Consider the following 16,826-nt stretch of genomic DNA (forward strand, 5'->3'; position numbering starts at 1 on the left):
GTCGCGTGAATCAGATCGCGCACTGGTGGGATGGGGTGGAGCTGTGGGTCACCGGGCTCGCCTTCATACCGCAGGTCCTCGTCGTCATGGTGGTCGTGGTCCCGCTGTGCGCGCTGATCGCGAGGCTGGTCGACCTCGCCCTCGCCTGGGTGTTCCGGGTTCTCGGCCGCGACGAGGAACCGTCGGCCGCCGCGGCCGCCGCCACTGATTCGGAGGCACGATCCTGATGCCACGCTCACGGGTCACGCTCGTGCTCATCGCACTGCTCGTCGTCGTCATCGTCGCCTGGCTGCTCACCCGCTGACCTGCGGTTCGTCCGCGTCGATCACGCTCTGCTAGAGTCGACCGCGTGTCTGACGCAGCCGTACACCAGGTCCGCCATGAATTGGCGTTGATCGCAGTCGGCATGCGCGCGGTCGCCGACATCGACTGTCGCTAGTCCCGCACGTCGGCCCGGTGCCTGATCTCACCGGCCGGTCCGAGTCCGGGATCTCTCCCGCCGCCCTTCAAGGGGTTGCGCGGTGCTGTCCCCACGACGTTCGGACCACACGTGCGACAGGACTTCTCGCAGATCACTCGTTTCGATCCCCACCTGCGACCTGTGGCAGCTATCGAGCCCTCGGAAAGGCCCGACGATGAGGACCCGTATCCGATCCCGCCCCACCAGATCCCGCTCCGCCCGATCCCTCGGTGCCGGCGCCCTGCTGTTGGCTGCGGCATTGACCCTGTCCGCGTGCGGCGGCGGGGCGAGTGACGAGATCGGCGGTGGCAGCGCCACTTCCGCCGGGAGCACGCAGCTTTCGCTGGTCGGCTACGCGGCGGCCGAACCGGCCTTCGCGCCGGTGATCGACGGCTTCCGCCGCTCGTCTGCAGGTAAGGACGTCAGCTTCGCGACCTCCTACGGACCTTCCGGCGACCAGTCCCGCAAGGTCGTCGCCGGACTGCCGACGGACGTCGTGTCGTTCTCGGTCGAACCGGACATGACCAGGCTGGTCAAGGCCGGCCTGGTCGACAAGGACTGGAACCAGAGCGCCTTCCGCGGCGTGCCGTTCGGCTCGGTGGTCTCGCTGGTGGTGCGCAAGGGCAACCCGAAACACATCGAGACCTGGGACGATCTGCTCAAGCCGGGCGTCGAGGTGATCACGCCGAATCCGCTGAGCTCGGGTTCGGCGATGTGGAACCTGTTGGCGCCGTACGCGGCCGAATCCGACGGCGGCAAGAACCCGCAGGCCGGGCTGGACTACATCCAGAAGCTGGTCACCGATCACGTCAAGTCCCGCCCGTCGTCCGGACGCGACGCCACCGACCTGTTCCTGCAGGGCTCCGGTGACGTGCTGATCAGCTACGAGAACGAGGCCATCTTCACCCAGCGCGCCGGCAAGGCCGTCGACTACGTCGACCCCGCGCAGAACATCCGCATCGAGAACCCGTTCGCGGTGCTCGACAACAGCGGACACGCCGACGCCGCACGGGACTTCGAGAACTACCTCTACTCGACGGACGGGCAGACGCTGTTGGCGAAGGCGGGCTTCCGCCCCGCCGATCCCGGGGTGGCCGCCGAATACGCGCGGCAGTTCCCGGTCCCCGCGAAACTGTGGACGGTCGCCGACCTCGGCGGTTGGGACCAGGTGTCCTCGCAGTTGTTCGACAAGGACTCCGGCGCCATCACGAAGATCTACACCAAGGCGATCGGGTGAGCACGATGGGAACCTCGGTGCGGCAACGGATGACGGACGACCCTACGGCAGACGGCGACGTGGACGGCGCGGTGGAGACCACCGCCGCGGCAGAGAAGCCCGGTCGGCCGCGCTCCGCGGCGTCGGCGAAGCCCCGCCCACCGCGTCGCCGACTGCGCGCCGTGCGGCGGCGCGGCCGCGGCGTCCCCGGGCCCGCCGCGGTGGGGGTGGCGAGCATCTGGCTCAGCGTCATCGTGCTGCTGCCGCTCGCCGCGATCGCCGTCGAATCCGGGAAGAACGGGTTCGGTGGCTTCTGGGATGCGGTGACCGCGCCGTCCGCGGTGGCGGCCTTCGAGGTGACCATCGTGACGTCGCTGGCAGTGACCGCGATCAACGCGGTGATGGGCACGCTGGTCGCATGGGTACTGGTGCGCGACGAGTTCCCCGGCAAACGGTTCGTCAACGCCTTCATCGACCTGCCGTTCGCGCTGCCGACGATCGTGGCGAGCATCGTGCTGCTCGCGCTGTACGGTCCGGACAGCCCGATCGGGATCCACGTGCAGCACACCAAGATCGGTCTGGCGATCGCATTGCTGTTCGTCACCTTGCCGTTCGTGGTGCGTGCGGTGCAGCCGGTGCTGATCGAACTCGACCGTGACGTCGAGGAGGCCGCGGCCTCGCTCGGCGCCGGGAACCTCGTCATCTTCCGGCGCATCGTGCTGCCTGCGCTGATCCCGGCGGTCGCGTCCGGGGCCGGTCTGGCCTTCTCGCGGGCGATCGGCGAGTTCGGATCGGTCATCCTCATCGGCGGCGGCATCCCCCGCGACACCGAGGTCGCCTCGCAGTACATCAAGTCGCTGATCGAGCAGGACAGCCCGGTGGCGGCGGCCTCGATCTCGGTGGTGCTGCTGGCCATCTCGTTCACGATGCTGCTGGTGCTGCGGATCCTCGGCAGCCGCGCGGCCCGGCGTGAGGAGCTCGACCGATGATCCCGTCGAAGCCTGCCCGCTATTCGATGCGGGTGCTCGCGCTCGGCTACGTCGCCGCGCTGCTGCTGGTGCCGGTGGCGCTGATCCTCTACCGCACGTTCGAGCACGGCGTCGGGCTGTTCTGGGACTGGATCACCACGCCGGCGGCCATCTCGGCGCTGCAGCTGTCGCTGCTGATCGTGGTGATCGTGGTGCCGCTGAACGTGGTCTTCGGCGTCGGCACCGCGTTGGCGTTGGCGCGCGGACGGTTCCGCGGTCGCGGGCTGCTGCAGGCGGTCGTCGACCTGCCGTTCGCGGTGTCGCCGGTCGTCGTCGGCACCGCGCTGATCCTGCTGTGGGGCGCCGGCGGATGGCTCGGCTTCGTCGAGAGCAGCGGGTTCCGGGTGATCTTCGCGCTGCCCGGCATGGTGCTGGCGACGCTGTTCGTGACGCTGCCGTTCGTGGTGCGCGAGGTCGAACCCGTGCTGCACGAGATCGGCGTCGAGCAGGAGCAGGCCGCCGCCACCCTCGGCGCGAACGGCTGGCAGACCTTCAGTCGGATCACGCTGCCCGCCATCCGCTGGGGGCTGACCTACGGCGTGGTGCTCACCGTCGCCCGCAGCCTCGGCGAGTTCGGCGCGGTCATCATGGTGTCGTCGGGGCTGGCCGGCAAGTCGCAGACGCTGACGTTGCTGGTCAACGCCCGCCACGCCGCCGGCAACGAGTACGGCGCCTATGCCGCGTCGACGTTGCTGATGGGCCTGGCATTGGTGACCCTGCTGCTGATGACCCTGTTCAACCGGAAACGGACTCCCTCGAAGTGAGCACCGTAACGAGCACCGTAATGAGCCCAGAAATGAGCCCCGACATGACCGACATGATCACGATTTCCGGTGCGAGCAAGCATTACGGAGACTTCAAGGCGCTCGACGACGTCGACTTCACCGTCCCGTCGGGCTCGCTGACCGCGCTGCTCGGCCCGAGCGGCTCGGGCAAGTCGACGCTGCTGCGTTCGATCGCGGGACTGGACCACCCGGACACCGGCGAGATCACCATCGCCGGGGTGGACGTGACCGGCGTGCCGCCGCAGCAGCGCGACATCGGGTTCGTCTTCCAGCACTACGCCGCGTTCAAGCACATGTCGGTGCGCGAGAACGTCGCGTTCGGGCTCAAGATCCGCAAGCGGCCGAAGAAGGAGATCAAGGCCAAGGTCGACGAGCTGCTCGAGGTGGTGGGCCTGGCCGGTTTCCAGGGCCGATACCCGGCGCAGCTGTCCGGCGGGCAGCGTCAGCGCATGGCGCTCGCCCGGGCACTGGCGGTCGACCCCCAGGTGCTGCTGCTCGACGAACCTTTCGGTGCGCTGGACGCGAAGGTGCGCGAGGACCTGCGGTCTTGGCTGCGCCGATTGCACGAGAACGTGCACGTGACCACGGTGCTGGTCACCCACGACCAGGAGGAGGCGCTCGACGTCGCCGACCGGATCGCGGTGATGAACAAGGGCCGCATCGAGCAGGTCGGCAGCCCGGACGACCTCTACGACCGCCCGGCGAACGCGTTCGTGATGTCGTTCCTCGGTCCGGTCGCCAAGCTGAACGGTCAGTTGGTGCGCCCGCACGATCTGCGCCTGGACCGCCAGCAGCTGCCGGCCTCGTTCGCGGCGACGGTCGAGCGGGTCGCGCACCTGGGTTTCGAGGTGCGCGTCGAACTGCGGCCGAAGAGCGGCGCCGAGGGGCTGTCCGCGCAGATCACCCGCGGCGACGCGAAGGTGCTGGACCTGCACGAGGGGGAGACCGTCTATGTGCGGGCGACCCGGACCCCGGAGATCCCCGCACCGGTCGGGTGAGCGGTCAGATCGACTGGCGGTAGCCGAAGAACTCGTGGTCCTCGTTGTAGCCGCCGAAACCGCTTGCGGTGTGCGAGAAGTCGGCCACGAACTCGATCGCCTTGATCCACTTGACGTGTTTGAAGCCGAGTTGTAGTTCGTTGCGCAGCCGCAGCGGCGCCCCGTGCCCGAAGCTGAGCCGGTCGCCGTTCATGTCGTAGGCCAGCATGGTCAGCGCGTTGCCCATCTGCTCGACGGGATGGGCGTCGTAGTACACGCCGCCGTCCGCGCCCTCGCCGAACGAGTAGAACAGCACCCACTTGGCAGCGGGGTCCGGTCGGACGAGATCCATGATCGTCTGCATGGACACCCCGCCCCACTCGGCGACGCCGGACCAGCCCTGGATGCAGTAGTGCTGGGTGATCTGCTCGTGGGGCGGCAGGCCGCGCAGGTCCGCCAGACTCAGCTCGACCGGGTTCGCGACCAGCCCGCCGACGGCGAGTCGGTAGTCCTCGAAGCCGCCCTCGCGCAGCGCCTCGTACTCGGGTGATTTCGGGTAGTGCCCGTTGTGCCACATGTAGGGCGAGATGTCGCGCTCGGTGTACTGCCCGGGACGCGCGTCGACGTGCTCGAAGAGCCGTTGCGCCGGGCCGATCAGCGCGAAGCCGACACGCTGGACCAGTCGCGGGTGCCGGAAGGTCAGTGGGGTCGCGGCGACCCACCCGACGATCACCACGACCATCGACGCGGCGAACACGGCGAAGCCGATCCAGTCGTTCGCGTCCCGCACCGCATACATGTGGTCGAGGTTGCGCAGCAGTCCGGTCGTGAACACCAGCGTCACGTGCACGACGATGAACAGCAGGAACCACACCAGCACCAGGAAGTGCAGCGACCGCGCGGTCTGGATGCTCAAGAGGGTGCTCAGCCGACGGAACCGGGTCGACAACGCGGGCGACATGCCCAGACCGGTGATCAGCGCGAGCGGGCCGGCGACGAAGACCGTGAGGAAGTAGGCCAGCAGTTGCAGGCTGTTGTAGGCGACCCACCCGTTCTCGTGCGGCCAATCCAGCGAGAGGTACTGGATGCCGACGGTGACGGCATTGGGGAACACGTCCCAACTGGTGGGGACGATCCGGCGCCACTGGCCGGTGGTGAACAGCAGCACGTAGAACACAAGTCCGTTGAGCAGCCACAGCACGTCGGTGCCGAGGTGCCACCACCGCGCCAGGCCGATCGAATGGCGACGCCCGGGCAGTCCGACCTGACCGGGCAGGCTGACCGAGTCCTGTTTGGCCGTCCACAGCGGATCGTCCGGGACCGACTGCTGGATGCGCAGCCAATCGCTGCCGGGGGTGCAGTGCCGGGTCCAGTACAGCCGCGGATGGTCGGTCAGGATCTGCAGGCCGGAGCGGATGATGAAGATCATCAGGAACAGGTTGAAGAAGTGCTGCCATCCGATCCAGGCGGGCAGGCCCGGGGCGAGCCCGTCGGGGACGAGGGTGCCGGGGTGGTCCTGCATGAACGACTGCACAGACGGCATGTTGCGGAGCCCCTGCGCGACCGCGACCGCGACGACGAGCACGGCGAACCCGATCGGCAGCAGCCACAGCAGGTTGAACCACTTGTCCCGGCCGACCCGGACGCGTGGGGCCAGCGCGGGGGAGTCGGGGACCGACCCGGACCAGGTCGCCGAGTCGATCGTGTCCTCGCCGGTGGTCAGTTCCCGGTGCACCCTGTGGAGATCCTCGTCGGCCGCGGATCGAGCACGCGCGGGCCGTGGGGGTGTGCCATCGTTCCGAATCCCGGATTCGGCCATGACCGGACGGTAACAGTCGGTCGGCAGGTGCAACGGTGATTCGGGGGAGGATCGGGGCGACCGGGGGTACGGACATGCCGCGGGGCCCGGTCCGAGGAACGGACCGGGCCCCGCGGCGGATCTCTCCGTCAGCTGCCGAACGGCAGGGTTCCCGGCGCGATCTGGTATCCGCTGCTGCCGGCAGACATGGTGCCGAAAGCGTTCAGGAACGCATTGATCAAGTTGGTGATCATCGAAGTCCTTTCGTCAATTCCGTCGGTGACCGCACTTGGTCGTGCGCGGTGATGTGTTCACCACGCGTTCATCGATGCCCTGCGACAGCACATGCTGTGCAGGGCCTGCGCCCTGCGTGCGCCGCGCGGATGCGCCGACTTCAAACAGAGCAACGGCCGGCCTCTTGCAACCGGTCGACACAGACAAAGGTATTCAAAAGTGGTGTCCGTGTCGAAGGTTTCCCATGATTTCACAGAGCACTGGCAGCGGTTCGGCCAGTGCTCTGCCAGGCTGTATTGCATGATCGAACGTTCGGTTCCGCGGTGAGCGGGCACCCGCTCGCACCCTGGCGGACCGCGATGCGGGCACGCGACCGATCCGAACAGCATCGCGTCTCCACTCCGTTGGAGCTGCTGTTCGACCTGTGCTTCGTCGTCGCGGTGTCGCAGGCCGCGGCCCAGCTGCACGACGCCCTGCGCGACGATCGGCTCGGACCGGGGCTGCTGGGCTACGCGATGGTGTTCTTCGCGATCTGGTGGGCGTGGATGAACTTCACCTGGTTCGCCTCGGCCTACGACACCGACGACGTGCCGTACCGGCTGCTGACGCTGCTGCAGATGGCGGGCGTGCTGGTTCTGGCCGCGGGGGTCCCGGCGGCACTGACCCACTATGACTTCACCGTGATCACGATCGGCTACGTGATCATGCGGGTGGCGATGATCGGCCAGTGGATCCGGGCGGCCGCGGAGGATCCGCCCGGGCGGCCTGCCGCACTGCGGTACGCGGTCGGCATCGCGGTGGTCCAGATCGGCTGGGTGGCCCGGTTGGCGTTGCCGTATCCGTGGGACCGCATCGGGTTCGCGGTGCTGGTGGTCGCCGAGATGGCGGTGCCGGCCTGGGCCGAACGCGGTGGGCGGCAGACGAGTTGGCATCCCGGACACATCCCGGAACGCTACGGCGGGTTCACGATCATCGTCCTCGGTGAGGTGATCCTCGCGACGCTCGTCGGCGTGCAGGCGGTCACCGGCGACCACGGGGTGTCCGCGTCGCTGCTGATGATCGCCATCGGCGCGCTGATCCTGGTGTTCGCGCTGTGGTGGATCTATTTCACCGCGGGCGAGGTCGCACTCGAGACCCTGCGCACCGCCCTCCTCTGGGGTTACGGTCACTACTTCGTGTTCGCGGCGATCGCGGCGATCGGCGCCGGGCTGGACACGGCGTTGAACGTGGCCGAGCGGTCCGCGCAGGTGCCGGAGACGGATGCCGCGTTCACGGTCGCGGTGCCGGTGGCGGTGGTCTTCGCGGTATTGGCTGTGCTGCACCGCATCACCGGCACGGGCACCGGGCTGCGTGTGTGGGCGGGCTGCGCCGGGGCGGTCGGCGTGCTGGCGGTGGCGTCGGCGACCGGAGGACTCGGACTGGGCGGGGCGGTGCTCGGGATCGGTCTGGTCGCCGCTGTCGTGCTGACGGTCAGCCTGGTGACGACGACAGGCAGGCGAGGTGTCGCGGTGATCGCGCGGGAATCTGTGTCAGGGTGGGGGATCGGGCACGAGGGAGGCGGACGATGAGACGGTCGGTTGTGGTGGTTGCGGGGACACTGACGGGTGCGCTGCTGCTCGCCGGTTGCGGCAGCGGTGCGGGGTCCGGTGGCGGTGCGGCGGACGGGAATGCGGCGGGCATCACCGCCCAGGGCACGGGCACGGTCAGTGCCGCGCCGGACACCCTCACGGTGCGTCTCGGTGTGCACACCGAGGGGGCGACCGCGCAGGCGGCGTTGGCGGACAACCGCACCCGGGCGACAGCGCTGGTCGGCGCGCTCGAACACGCGGGGGTGCAGGCGCAGGACGTGCAGACCAGCGGGCTGAGCATTGACGCGACCGCCGCGCCGGACGGCGGCCTGGTCACCGGCTACCAGGTGGACAACACGGTGACGGCGAAACTGCACGACATCGCCAAGGCGGGGGCGGTGATCGACGCCGCCGCGGCCGCGGCCGGCGATGCGGTGAGGGTGCAGCAGGTCGGGTTCTCGATCAGCGACGACAGCGCGCTACGGGACAAGGCGCGCGACCAGGCGGTGCAGCAGGCGAAGGCGCACGCGCAGCAACTGGCGAAGGCCGCGGGGGTGAGCCTGGGACCGCTCCGGTCGATCACCGAGGGGGCGCCGTCGGCACCGGGTCCGGGACCGCTGCGGCAGGCCGCCCCGACCACGCCGATCGAGCCGGGCCAACAGCAGGTCGATGCGACGGTGACGGTGGTGTACGGGATCGGCTGATGCCCCGGCGGGCCTCAGTTCTCGCGGGCCATCCGCAGGCCGGTGGCCAGACCGTCCATCCAGACCTCCAGGACGAGGTCGGTGGCCTCCGGGTGGTCGGCGGGCATGAAGGCGTGCATGAGTTTGCGGACCCGGCCGCGGGCGAGTTTCTGGAAGTCGAGGTCGTCCAACTCGGGGAATTCGGCGTATTCGCTGCAGATCTCCGCGTTTTCGATGCTCATGGCCTCACCTTGCTCCCGCACGGACGGTCGCGACAGTGGCTTTGGTCACAATACGCACCTATCGGTCATCCGCTCATGCTGCACCGTGCGCGGATGACCGATGGGTGTGCGGATTCTGCGGACTACGCGGTCAGGGCGACGGCGTCGCGGCGGACCCCGTCGCGCAGGGCCGCACGGTAGCGGTCCAGCACGACCTCGGCGAGCAGCGGGTGCGCGCCGATCGGCTCCGCGCACACGGTGTCCGGCGTGCCCTCCAGTGCCCGTTGCCGGACCCGGTCGGTGAGCAGGCCCGGCGCCAGGAACCACGAGCCGACCGCGATCCGCGCCGCCCCCGCCGCGTGCAGTGCCGCCGTGGCCGACTCGACGGACGGATCGGTGGTCGCGAAGCAGGTGCGCACCGCCGCCCACCGGGTGCCGAGTCGCAGCGTCGGCGCCAGCGCCCGGGCGGTCGCGTTCGCGGCCGGACGGGACGAGCCCACCGCCGCCAGCGCGATTCCCAGACCCGGATCATCCGGCGCCGCACCGGCCTCGGCGAGTCGGTCCCGCACCGCGTGCACCAGACGCGGATCCGTGCCCAGCACGCCGGCCTGCCGCAGCTCGATCCCGGGATGCCGGGCCTCGGCCGCCGCGAGCAGCGCGGGCAGGTCGACGCGCGAGTGGTACGCATCGCCGAGCAGCAGCGGCACCGCCACTGCTCGGCGGCATCCCGCGGCGGCGAGATCGTCGATCACCGTGTCCAGCAACGGTTCCGACAGGTCCAGGAACCCCAGCCGAACGTCGAGCCCCGGACACGCCGCGCGTACCCGCTCGGCGACCGCACGCATGGTGCGGGCCGAGCGGGGGTCGCGGCTGCCGTGGGCGACGGCGATCAGCGGAGTCATCGGCACCTCAGGCGGGGACGGTCTCGCCGATTTCGACGGCCGCCAGCGCGTTGCCGACCAGTCCGGCGCCGAGCGTGTTCCCGTCCGCCGGATCGATCAGCAGGAAGCTGCCCGTGCGGCGGCTGACCCCGTAGTGGTCCGCCGCGATCGGCTCGGCGACCCGGACCGAGATGCGGCCGATCTCGTTGAGCTCCAACGAGTCCGGCGACGGCGCGGCGGTGAGCTCCTGCTCGTCGAAGCGCTCCTCGAGTGCGCCGACGATCGCCTGGGTCGTCTTCGTCCCGTGCTTGAGCAGCAACCGGGCGCCCGGGCGCAGCGGCTTCTCCGCCAGCCAGCACACGGTGGCGTCGAACTCGGACACGGGCTGCGGCGCATCGGCGACCGAGACCAGGACGTCACCCCTCGAGACGTCCACGTCGTCGGCCAGCACCAGCGTGACGCTCCGTCCGGACTGTGCCTGCGGCAGCGGGCCGTCGGCGGTGTCGACGCTCGCGACCGTGGTGCGCGTTCCCGAGGGGAGCACCACGACCTCGTCGCCCGGGGCCACCGAACCTGCCGCGACCTGTCCGGCGTAGCCGCGGTAGTCCGGGAACTCCGCTGTACGCGGGCGGATCACGTACTGCACCGGGAACCGGAACCCGACCTCGGTGGGCTCCGCGTCGACCGGCACGGTCTCGAGGTGCTCGATCAGCGTCGGACCGTCGTAGTACGGCGTGTCGGTCGATGCGGTGGCGACGTTGTCGCCGTGCAGTGCGGAGACCGGGATCGCCTGCACCGCCTCGTCGGACCAGCCCAGCGCGCGGACGAGCGCACCGAACTCGGCGCAGATGTCCGCGAACACCGTCGCGGGGTCCTCCACCAGGTCGATCTTGTTGACCGCCAGCACCAGTCGCGGCACGCCGAGCAGCGCGAGCACGGCGGCGTGCCGGCGGGTCTGCGAGACCACACCCTTGCGGGCGTCGACGAGCAGCACCACCAGCTGCGCGGTCGAGGCGCCCGAGACGGTGTTGCGGGTGTACTGGACGTGGCCGGGGGTGTCGGCGAGCACGAAGGAGCGCTTCGGGGTCGCGAAGTACCGGTAGGCCACGTCGATGGTGATGCCCTGCTCGCGTTCGGCGCGCAGGCCGTCGACGAGCAGCGACAGGTCCGGGGTGGCCAGGCCGCGGTCCACCGAGGCCCGGGTGACCGCGTCGACCTGGTCGGCGAGAACGGATTTGGTGTCGTAGAGCAGGCGGCCCACCAGGGTGGACTTGCCGTCGTCCACGCTGCCGGCCGTGGCCAGGCGCAGCAGGTCGGGGTGGGTGGTCATCAGAAGTATCCCTCTCGCTTACGGTCTTCCATGGCGGCCTCGGAGACGCGGTCGTCGCCACGGGTGGCGCCGCGCTCGGACAGCCGGGAGGCGGCCACCTCGGCAAGGATGGCCTGGTTGTCGGCGGCATCGGAGAGCACCGCGCCGGTCGTGGAGCCGTCACCGACGGTGCGGTAGCGCACCGAGAGCGTCTGCAGCTCTTCGCCGTCGCGCGGGCCGCCCCACGGGCCGGGTGTCATCCACATGCCGTCGCGCTGGAAGACCTCGCGCTGATGTGCGTAGTAGATGCTCGCCAGCGCGACGTCCTCGCGGGCGATGTAGCGCCAGATGTCGAGCTCGGTGAAGTTGCTCAGTGGGAACACGCGCACGTGCTCGCCGGGGGCGTGCCGGCCGTTGTAGAGGTTCCACAGTTCCGGGCGCTGGCGCTTCGGGTCCCACTGGCCGAACGCGTTGCGCAGGCTGAAGATCCGCTCCTTGGCGCGGGCACGCTCCTCGTCGCGGCGGGCGCCGCCGAACACGGCGTCGAACCGGTTCTCGGTGATCGCGTCGAGCAACGGGGTGATCTGCAGTGGGTTGCGGATGCCGTCGGGGCGCTCGGTGAGCCGGCCGTCGGCCAGGTAGTCCTCGACCTTGGCGACGTGCAGGCGCAGGTTGTAGCGCTCGACGATCTGGTCGCGGAATTCGAGGACCTCGGGGAGGTTGTGCCCGGTGTCCACGTGCAGCAGCGAGAACGGCAGCGGCGCAGGCCAGAACGCCTTGACCGCCAGGTGCAGCAGCACGGTGGAGTCCTTGCCTCCGGAGAACAGGATCACGGGCCGCTCGAACTCGCCCGCGACCTCGCGGAAGATGTGGATCGCCTCGGACTCCAGCGCGGCCAGCGTGTCGAACGCGCTGTCGGCGGGATGGGCCGGAATGAACTGGGGGGTGCCGGATGTGGCGGTGGTGGTGTTCATCGTCTCTTCGATCTGTTCCGTGGTGGTGATCGCGGTCATGAGGCGTGCAACCCGCATTCGGTCTTGGCCTGTCCCGCCCAGCGTCCGCTGCGCGGATCGGCGCCGGGCGCGGGCTTCGCCGTGCACGGGGCGCAACCGATGGACGGGTAGCCCTCGGAGACAAGTGGATTGACCAGGATCGAGTGCGCGTCGATGTAGGCCTGCATCTGCTCGTCGGACCACGCGGCGATCGGGTTGATCTTCACCAGGCCGAACGCCTCGTCGTACGAGATCAGCGGCGCGTTGGCGCGGGTCGGCGCCTCGACGCGGCGGATGCCGGTGACCCAGGCGTCGTAGCGGCTCAGTGCCGTGCTCAGCGGTGCGACCTTGCGCAGCTGGCAGCAACGGGCGGCGTCGCGGGCGAACAGGTCCTTGCCCTCGGCGGCGTCCTGCTCGGCGACGGTGGCCTCGGGGCGCACGTCGACGACGTTCACGTCGTACACCGACGCGACGGCGTCCCGGGTGCCGATGGTCTCGGCGAAGTGGTAGCCGGTGTCGAGGAACAGCACGTCGACGCCCGGCTTCACCTGGGCGGCCAGGTGCACGAGCACGGCGTCCTGCATGTTCGACGCCACGATGAAGCTGTCGCCGAAGTTGTCGGCCGTCCACTGCAGCAGTTCCTCGGCGGAGGCTCCGGCGAGTTCGCTCGCGCCGCGTTCGGCGACGGCACGCAGGTCGATTTCGGTGGAAACGCTCACGGGTTCACCTTCTTCGATGATTCCGGTCGGGAAAGGGCGTAGGTGTCGGGGACCGGCTGGGTCCCGCTCACCTGAGGTCGTCGTCGTCGGCGCGGGCGACCCACTGGGCGAACCGCTCGCCCTCGGTGCGCTGCTTGATGAAGTTGCGCACGACCCGCTCGATGTAGTCGCCGAGTTCGGAGGAGAGCACCTTGTGCTGGCGCACCTTGCGGCCGAATCCGAGGTCGGCGCCGAGGCTGCCGCCCAGGTGCACCTGGAAGCCCTCGGCCTTGGTGCCGTCCTCCTGCTCGATGAGCTGGCCCTTGAAGCCGATGTCGGCGGTCTGGATGCGCGCGCACGAGTTCGGGCAGCCGTTGAGGTGCACGGTCACCGGCACGTCCAGCTGCGCGTTGAGGTCGGCCATCCGCTCCTCGAGTTCCGGCAGCAGCGCGATGGCGCGGCGGCGGGTCTCGACGAAGGCGAGCTTGCAGAACTCGAGTCCGGTGCAGGTCATGATGGACCGGCGCCACGGCGTCGGGTTGGTCGGCAGGCCGATCTTGTCGAGCTCGGCGACCAGCTGGTCGACCTTGTCGTCGGTGACGTTGAGCACGATCAGCTTCTGGTACGGGGTGGTGCGCACCTCGGTGGCGCCGGCCCGCTCGACCGCGTCGACGAACTTCTCCAGCTGCGAGCCGGCGATGCGGCCCGACACGGGGGCGACGCCGATCGCGTTGAGGCCGTTCTTGAGCTTCTGCACGCCGACGTGGTCGCGCACCCGGGTCAGCGGCTCGGGTGCGGGGCCGTCGATCAGCTTGCGGTGCAGGTACTCGGTCTCGAGGACCTCGCGGACCTTCTCCGGGCCCCAGTCCTTGACGAGGAACTTGAAGCGGTTCTTGCTGCGCAGGCGGCGGTAGCCGTAGTCGCGGAACAGGCAGGTGACCGCCTCCCACACGTCCGGGACCTCGTCGAGCGGCACCCACACGCCGAGCCGCTGCGCGAAGTGCGGAACCGTGGACAGGCCGCCGCCGACCCACAGATCCAGCCCCGGACCGTGCTCGGGGTGGTTGACGCCGACGAACGCGATGTCGTTGATCTCGTGCGGCAGGTCCTGCAGGCCGGACACCGAGGTCTTGTACTTGCGCGGCAGGTTCGCGTACTCGGGCTTGCCGATGTAGCGGCGCACGATCTCGTCGAGCGCGGAACTGGCGTCGAGGACCTCGTCGACCGCCAGGCCGGCCAGCGGCGAGCCGAGCATGCCGCGCGGGCAGTCGCCGCAGGCCGAGGTGGTCTGCAGGCCGACCTCCTCGAGGCGACGCCAGATCTCCGGCACGTCCTCGATCCGCACCCAGTGGTACTGGAAGTTCTGCCGGTTGGTGATGTCGAGGGTGTCGCGGGCGAAGTCCTTCGAGATCCCGGCCAGCGTGCGCAGGCGGGCGAGGTCGAGGCGCTGGCCGTCGGCGCGCACCCGCATCATGAAGTACTGCGACTCGAGCAGGTCGGCGTTGTCGTCACCGGTGAAGGTGCCGTCGTAGCCCTCGGTGCGCTGGGTGTACAGCCCCATCCAGCGGAAGCGGCCGCGCAGGTCGTTGGCGTCGATGCTGTCGTGGCCCTGCTTCGAGTAGATGTCGATGATGCGCTGACGCACGTTCAGCGGATGATCGTCCTTCTTGAACTGCTCGACGCCGTTGAGCGGTTCGCGGTAGCCGAGTGCCCACTGGCCCTCGGACTTCTTCTGCACCGGACGGGCCGAACGCTTGGGGCGCTCGGCGACGGCGGCGGAGGTGTCGGTGTTCGGCGACATGGAGGTGCTCCTGGATGTCGATCTGCGGGAGAATCCATTCGCGTGCGTCACGGGGCCGTGAGGCGGGCCGAAGGGCGCCGCGGGCAACAACCGAAACAAGCGAAATGGTTGGGTTTACGAAACAAATCGAGGAAGAAGAAGGTCCTCGAAGAATGCGGAACTAGCGCGTCGAGGACAGACAGCTTCCACTACACACGCGCTTGAGGTCGACGTGCCGTCGCGCGGCCAACCACACCCCAGGTCCAATCACGCGGTCCATTGTGCCACGAGATGCTGCGAAGTCCGAACTGTGTCCCAGCGTGGAGGATGCGCGCTCCGCGGCGACCTGCGGGTGCGGTCGATCGAGCGGCGATCCGCGCCCGCCGCACCGGCTGGAACAATGGTGGTCAGGCGCGTCGCGCCGGGCGCCGTTCCGGTCCCTGGCGGGCACGAAACGCGCCGGGGCGTGCAGGCGCCTTCCGCGAGTTCCGAGGATGTGTAGATGAAGGCCCACCCCGTGGACCTGGTGTTGCCCGACGATGCGGTGCGCGGGGTCGGGACCCGACCGTTCGGCATCTACGTGCACGTGCCGTTCTGCGCCACCCGCTGCGGCTACTGCGACTTCAACACCTACACCGCGGGGGAGTTGGGCAGCGCGGCCTCGCCGGATTCGTGGTTCGAGGCGATGAGGCGCGAATTGGATTCGGCCGCAGCCCTGCTCGCCGCGCGGGCCGGTCTGGTGCCGCGCGCGGACACGGTGTTCGTCGGCGGCGGCACCCCCTCACTGCTCGGCGCCGACCGGCTGGTCGGGGTGCTCGACGCGGTGCGGTCGAGCTTCGGGCTGGCCGAGGACGTCGAGGTGACCACCGAGTCCAACCCGGAGTCCACCTCGCCGCGGTTCTTCGAGGCCCTGCGCGCCGGCGGCTACACGCGGGTCTCGCTGGGCATGCAGTCCGCGGCCGAACACGTGCTGGCGGTGCTCGACCGCACCCACACCCCCGGCCGCGCGGTCGCCGCTGCCCTCGAAGCCCGGGCGGCCGGCTTCGACCACCTCAACCTCGACCTGATCTACGGCACGCCGGGCGAGCGCGACGAGGACCTGGACCGGTCGTTGCACGCGGTGCTCGACGCCGGTGTCGACCACGTCTCGGCGTACTCGCTGATCGTCGAGGACGGGACCGCGCTGGCCCGCCGGGTCCGGCGCGGTGAACTGCCCGCGCCGGACGAGGACGTGCTGGCATCGCGGTACGAGCGGATCGACGCGGCGCTGACCACCGCCGGCCTGCGCTGGTACGAGGTGTCGAACTGGGCGGCGGCGGACGATCCGTCGGCCCGCTGCCGGCACAACCTCGGCTACTGGGACGGCGGCGACTGGTGGGGTGCGGGCCCCGGCGCGCACGGGCACATCGGCGGGGTGCGGTGGTGGAATCTCAAACACCCGGCGAGCTACGCCGACGCGCTGCGGCCCGACACGCAGGCTGCGGCGCGGCTGCCGGTGGCGGGCGCGGAGATCCTCGGCGTCGAGGAGATCCACGTCGAGCGGGTGATGCTGACACTGCGGCTAGCGACCGGCCTGCCGATGAGTGAGCTGTCGGACGCCGAGCGGACGGCGGCGGACCGGACGGTCGCCGACGGGCTCACCGTGCGCAGCGGCGACCGGTACCGGCTGACCGACCGCGGACGGCTGCTGGCGGACGCCGCCGTGCGCGACATCCTCGGCTGAACCGGCTGACGCCCCCGGGCAGCGGTCAGGACACGTCTTCGGCGGTGGCGGGCGCGCGCACGGCGTCGTAGTCGAATATCCGCGCATGCAGGACGACCCGGCTGCGCAGCGCGGACCGCACCGCCCGGTGCAGCCCGTCCTCCAGATAGAGCACGCCGTCCCATTGCACGACGTGCGGGAACAGGTCGCCGTAGAACGTCGAGTCCTCGGAGAGCAGCCGGTCCAGGGCCAGCACGGTCGTGGTGGTCACCAGCTGGTCCAGGCGCACCTGCCGCGGCGGGATCTTCGACCAGTCGCGCATGGACAATCCGTGGTCGGGGTAGGGCTTGCCGTCCCGGACGCCTTTGAAGATCATTCGCTACTCGCCGCGCTTCCATCTGGGAGAACTGTGACCGGAGAACTCGGGGCTCCAGGGTAGTCACCACCGCGACGTTTAGACTTGGCGGCGGGACAAACGACAGACGAGCACGCGG

General features: G+C 69.7%; 17 protein-coding genes. 9 read left to right on the forward strand and 8 right to left on the reverse strand.

Annotated elements, in window-relative coordinates:
* Positions 1–5: 5 nt before the first annotated feature.
* The 6 genes from G4X40_RS17040 (at position 6) to G4X40_RS17060 (ending at position 4,487) form a co-directional block, all read left to right on the forward strand.
* Positions 6–227 carry a hypothetical protein gene (locus tag G4X40_RS17040; protein WP_277834227.1) on the forward strand — a complete coding sequence of 74 codons (222 nt, stop codon included), beginning with the start codon at positions 6–8 and terminating at the stop codon, positions 225–227.
* 122 nt (positions 228–349) lie between these two features.
* Entirely contained in the window at positions 350–439 is a 90-nt protein-coding gene (locus G4X40_RS22900) for an Ms4533A family Cys-rich leader peptide (protein WP_332519028.1), read from the forward strand.
* Between the two features lie 196 nt (positions 440–635).
* Positions 636–1,697 carry a sulfate ABC transporter substrate-binding protein gene (locus G4X40_RS17045; protein ID WP_277834228.1) on the forward strand — a complete coding sequence of 354 codons (1,062 nt, stop codon included), beginning with the start codon at positions 636–638 and terminating at the stop codon, positions 1,695–1,697.
* 29 nt (positions 1,698–1,726) lie between these two features.
* Positions 1,727–2,665 carry a sulfate ABC transporter permease subunit CysT gene (gene cysT, locus G4X40_RS17050; RefSeq protein ID WP_277834677.1) on the forward strand — a complete coding sequence of 313 codons (939 nt, stop codon included), beginning with the start codon at positions 1,727–1,729 and terminating at the stop codon, positions 2,663–2,665.
* Positions 2,662–3,468, forward strand: coding sequence for a sulfate ABC transporter permease subunit CysW (gene cysW, locus G4X40_RS17055; protein WP_277834229.1), 807 nt, complete (start codon positions 2,662–2,664; stop codon positions 3,466–3,468). The genes cysT and cysW overlap by 4 nt, the downstream gene beginning before the upstream one ends.
* Positions 3,469–3,521: 53 nt before the next feature.
* Entirely contained in the window at positions 3,522–4,487 is a 966-nt protein-coding gene (locus G4X40_RS17060) for a sulfate/molybdate ABC transporter ATP-binding protein (RefSeq protein ID WP_408642245.1), read from the forward strand.
* 4 nt (positions 4,488–4,491) lie between these two features.
* Here G4X40_RS17060 and G4X40_RS17065 read toward each other — a convergent pair whose 3' ends face one another.
* Entirely contained in the window at positions 4,492–6,285 is a 1,794-nt protein-coding gene (locus G4X40_RS17065; RefSeq protein ID WP_408642239.1) for a molybdopterin-dependent oxidoreductase, read from the reverse strand.
* 536 nt (positions 6,286–6,821) lie between these two features.
* Here G4X40_RS17065 and G4X40_RS17070 point away from each other — a divergent pair.
* Both G4X40_RS17070 and G4X40_RS17075 read left to right on the forward strand, forming a co-directional pair.
* Entirely contained in the window at positions 6,822–8,066 is a 1,245-nt protein-coding gene (locus G4X40_RS17070; RefSeq protein ID WP_277834233.1) for a low temperature requirement protein A, read from the forward strand.
* Positions 8,063–8,770 (forward strand): SIMPL domain-containing protein, encoded by a 708-nt coding sequence (locus tag G4X40_RS17075; RefSeq protein WP_277834235.1) that lies wholly within the window; start codon positions 8,063–8,065, stop codon positions 8,768–8,770. The genes G4X40_RS17070 and G4X40_RS17075 overlap by 4 nt, the downstream gene beginning before the upstream one ends.
* A 14-nt stretch (positions 8,771–8,784) precedes the next feature.
* Here G4X40_RS17075 and G4X40_RS17080 read toward each other — a convergent pair whose 3' ends face one another.
* The 6 genes from G4X40_RS17080 to G4X40_RS17105 form a co-directional block, all read right to left on the reverse strand.
* Positions 8,785–8,991, reverse strand: coding sequence for a hypothetical protein (locus G4X40_RS17080; protein ID WP_277834237.1), 207 nt, complete (start codon positions 8,989–8,991; stop codon positions 8,785–8,787).
* Between the two features lie 122 nt (positions 8,992–9,113).
* Positions 9,114–9,872 (reverse strand): sirohydrochlorin chelatase, encoded by a 759-nt coding sequence (locus G4X40_RS17085; protein WP_277834238.1) that lies wholly within the window; start codon positions 9,870–9,872, stop codon positions 9,114–9,116.
* Between the two features lie 7 nt (positions 9,873–9,879).
* On the reverse strand, positions 9,880–11,181 hold the full coding sequence (locus G4X40_RS17090) for a sulfate adenylyltransferase subunit 1 (RefSeq protein ID WP_277834239.1): 1,302 nt from the start codon (positions 11,179–11,181) through the stop codon (positions 9,880–9,882).
* Positions 11,181–12,134 (reverse strand): sulfate adenylyltransferase subunit CysD, encoded by a 954-nt coding sequence (gene cysD, locus G4X40_RS17095; RefSeq protein ID WP_277834680.1) that lies wholly within the window; start codon positions 12,132–12,134, stop codon positions 11,181–11,183. The genes G4X40_RS17090 and cysD overlap by 1 nt, the downstream gene beginning before the upstream one ends.
* Positions 12,135–12,169: 35 nt before the next feature.
* Positions 12,170–12,871: a phosphoadenylyl-sulfate reductase gene (locus G4X40_RS17100; RefSeq protein ID WP_277834240.1), complete on the reverse strand. Its 702-nt coding sequence runs from the start codon at positions 12,869–12,871 to the stop codon at positions 12,170–12,172.
* A gap of 67 nt (positions 12,872–12,938) precedes the next feature.
* Entirely contained in the window at positions 12,939–14,651 is a 1,713-nt protein-coding gene (locus tag G4X40_RS17105) for a nitrite/sulfite reductase (RefSeq protein WP_277834241.1), read from the reverse strand.
* Between the two features lie 481 nt (positions 14,652–15,132).
* On the opposite strand from G4X40_RS17105, the gene hemW reads away from it, so the two are divergent.
* On the forward strand, positions 15,133–16,353 hold the full coding sequence (gene hemW, locus G4X40_RS17110; RefSeq protein ID WP_277834242.1) for a radical SAM family heme chaperone HemW: 1,221 nt from the start codon (positions 15,133–15,135) through the stop codon (positions 16,351–16,353).
* Between the two features lie 25 nt (positions 16,354–16,378).
* Here hemW and G4X40_RS17115 read toward each other — a convergent pair whose 3' ends face one another.
* Positions 16,379–16,708: a type II toxin-antitoxin system VapB family antitoxin gene (locus G4X40_RS17115; RefSeq protein WP_277834243.1), complete on the reverse strand. Its 330-nt coding sequence runs from the start codon at positions 16,706–16,708 to the stop codon at positions 16,379–16,381.
* Between the last annotated feature and the right edge of the window lie 118 nt (positions 16,709–16,826).

This window comes from Speluncibacter jeojiensis (assembly GCF_029589495.1).
Classification (GTDB): Bacteria; Actinomycetota; Actinomycetes; order Mycobacteriales; family Mycobacteriaceae; genus Speluncibacter; species Speluncibacter jeojiensis.

Excerpts from the sequence above, each read along its gene's own strand:
- G4X40_RS17045 (WP_277834228.1), top strand. The coding sequence starts at position 636 with ATGAGGACCCGTATCCGATCCCGCCCCACCAGATCCCGCTCCGCCCGA.
- cysT (WP_277834677.1), top strand. The coding sequence starts at position 1,727 with ATGACGGACGACCCTACGGCAGACGGCGACGTGGACGGCGCGGTGGAG.
- cysW (WP_277834229.1), top strand. The coding sequence starts at position 2,662 with ATGATCCCGTCGAAGCCTGCCCGCTATTCGATGCGGGTGCTCGCGCTC.
- G4X40_RS17060 (WP_408642245.1), top strand. The coding sequence starts at position 3,522 with ATGATCACGATTTCCGGTGCGAGCAAGCATTACGGAGACTTCAAGGCG.
- G4X40_RS17065 (WP_408642239.1), bottom strand. The coding sequence starts at position 6,285 with ATGGCCGAATCCGGGATTCGGAACGATGGCACACCCCCACGGCCCGCG.
- G4X40_RS17075 (WP_277834235.1), top strand. The coding sequence starts at position 8,063 with ATGAGACGGTCGGTTGTGGTGGTTGCGGGGACACTGACGGGTGCGCTG.
- G4X40_RS17080 (WP_277834237.1), bottom strand. The coding sequence starts at position 8,991 with ATGAGCATCGAAAACGCGGAGATCTGCAGCGAATACGCCGAATTCCCC.
- G4X40_RS17085 (WP_277834238.1), bottom strand. The coding sequence starts at position 9,872 with ATGACTCCGCTGATCGCCGTCGCCCACGGCAGCCGCGACCCCCGCTCG.
- G4X40_RS17090 (WP_277834239.1), bottom strand. The coding sequence starts at position 11,181 with ATGACCACCCACCCCGACCTGCTGCGCCTGGCCACGGCCGGCAGCGTG.
- cysD (WP_277834680.1), bottom strand. The coding sequence starts at position 12,134 with ATGAACACCACCACCGCCACATCCGGCACCCCCCAGTTCATTCCGGCC.
- G4X40_RS17105 (WP_277834241.1), bottom strand. The coding sequence starts at position 14,651 with ATGTCGCCGAACACCGACACCTCCGCCGCCGTCGCCGAGCGCCCCAAG.
- hemW (WP_277834242.1), top strand. The coding sequence starts at position 15,133 with ATGAAGGCCCACCCCGTGGACCTGGTGTTGCCCGACGATGCGGTGCGC.
- G4X40_RS17115 (WP_277834243.1), bottom strand. The coding sequence starts at position 16,708 with ATGATCTTCAAAGGCGTCCGGGACGGCAAGCCCTACCCCGACCACGGA.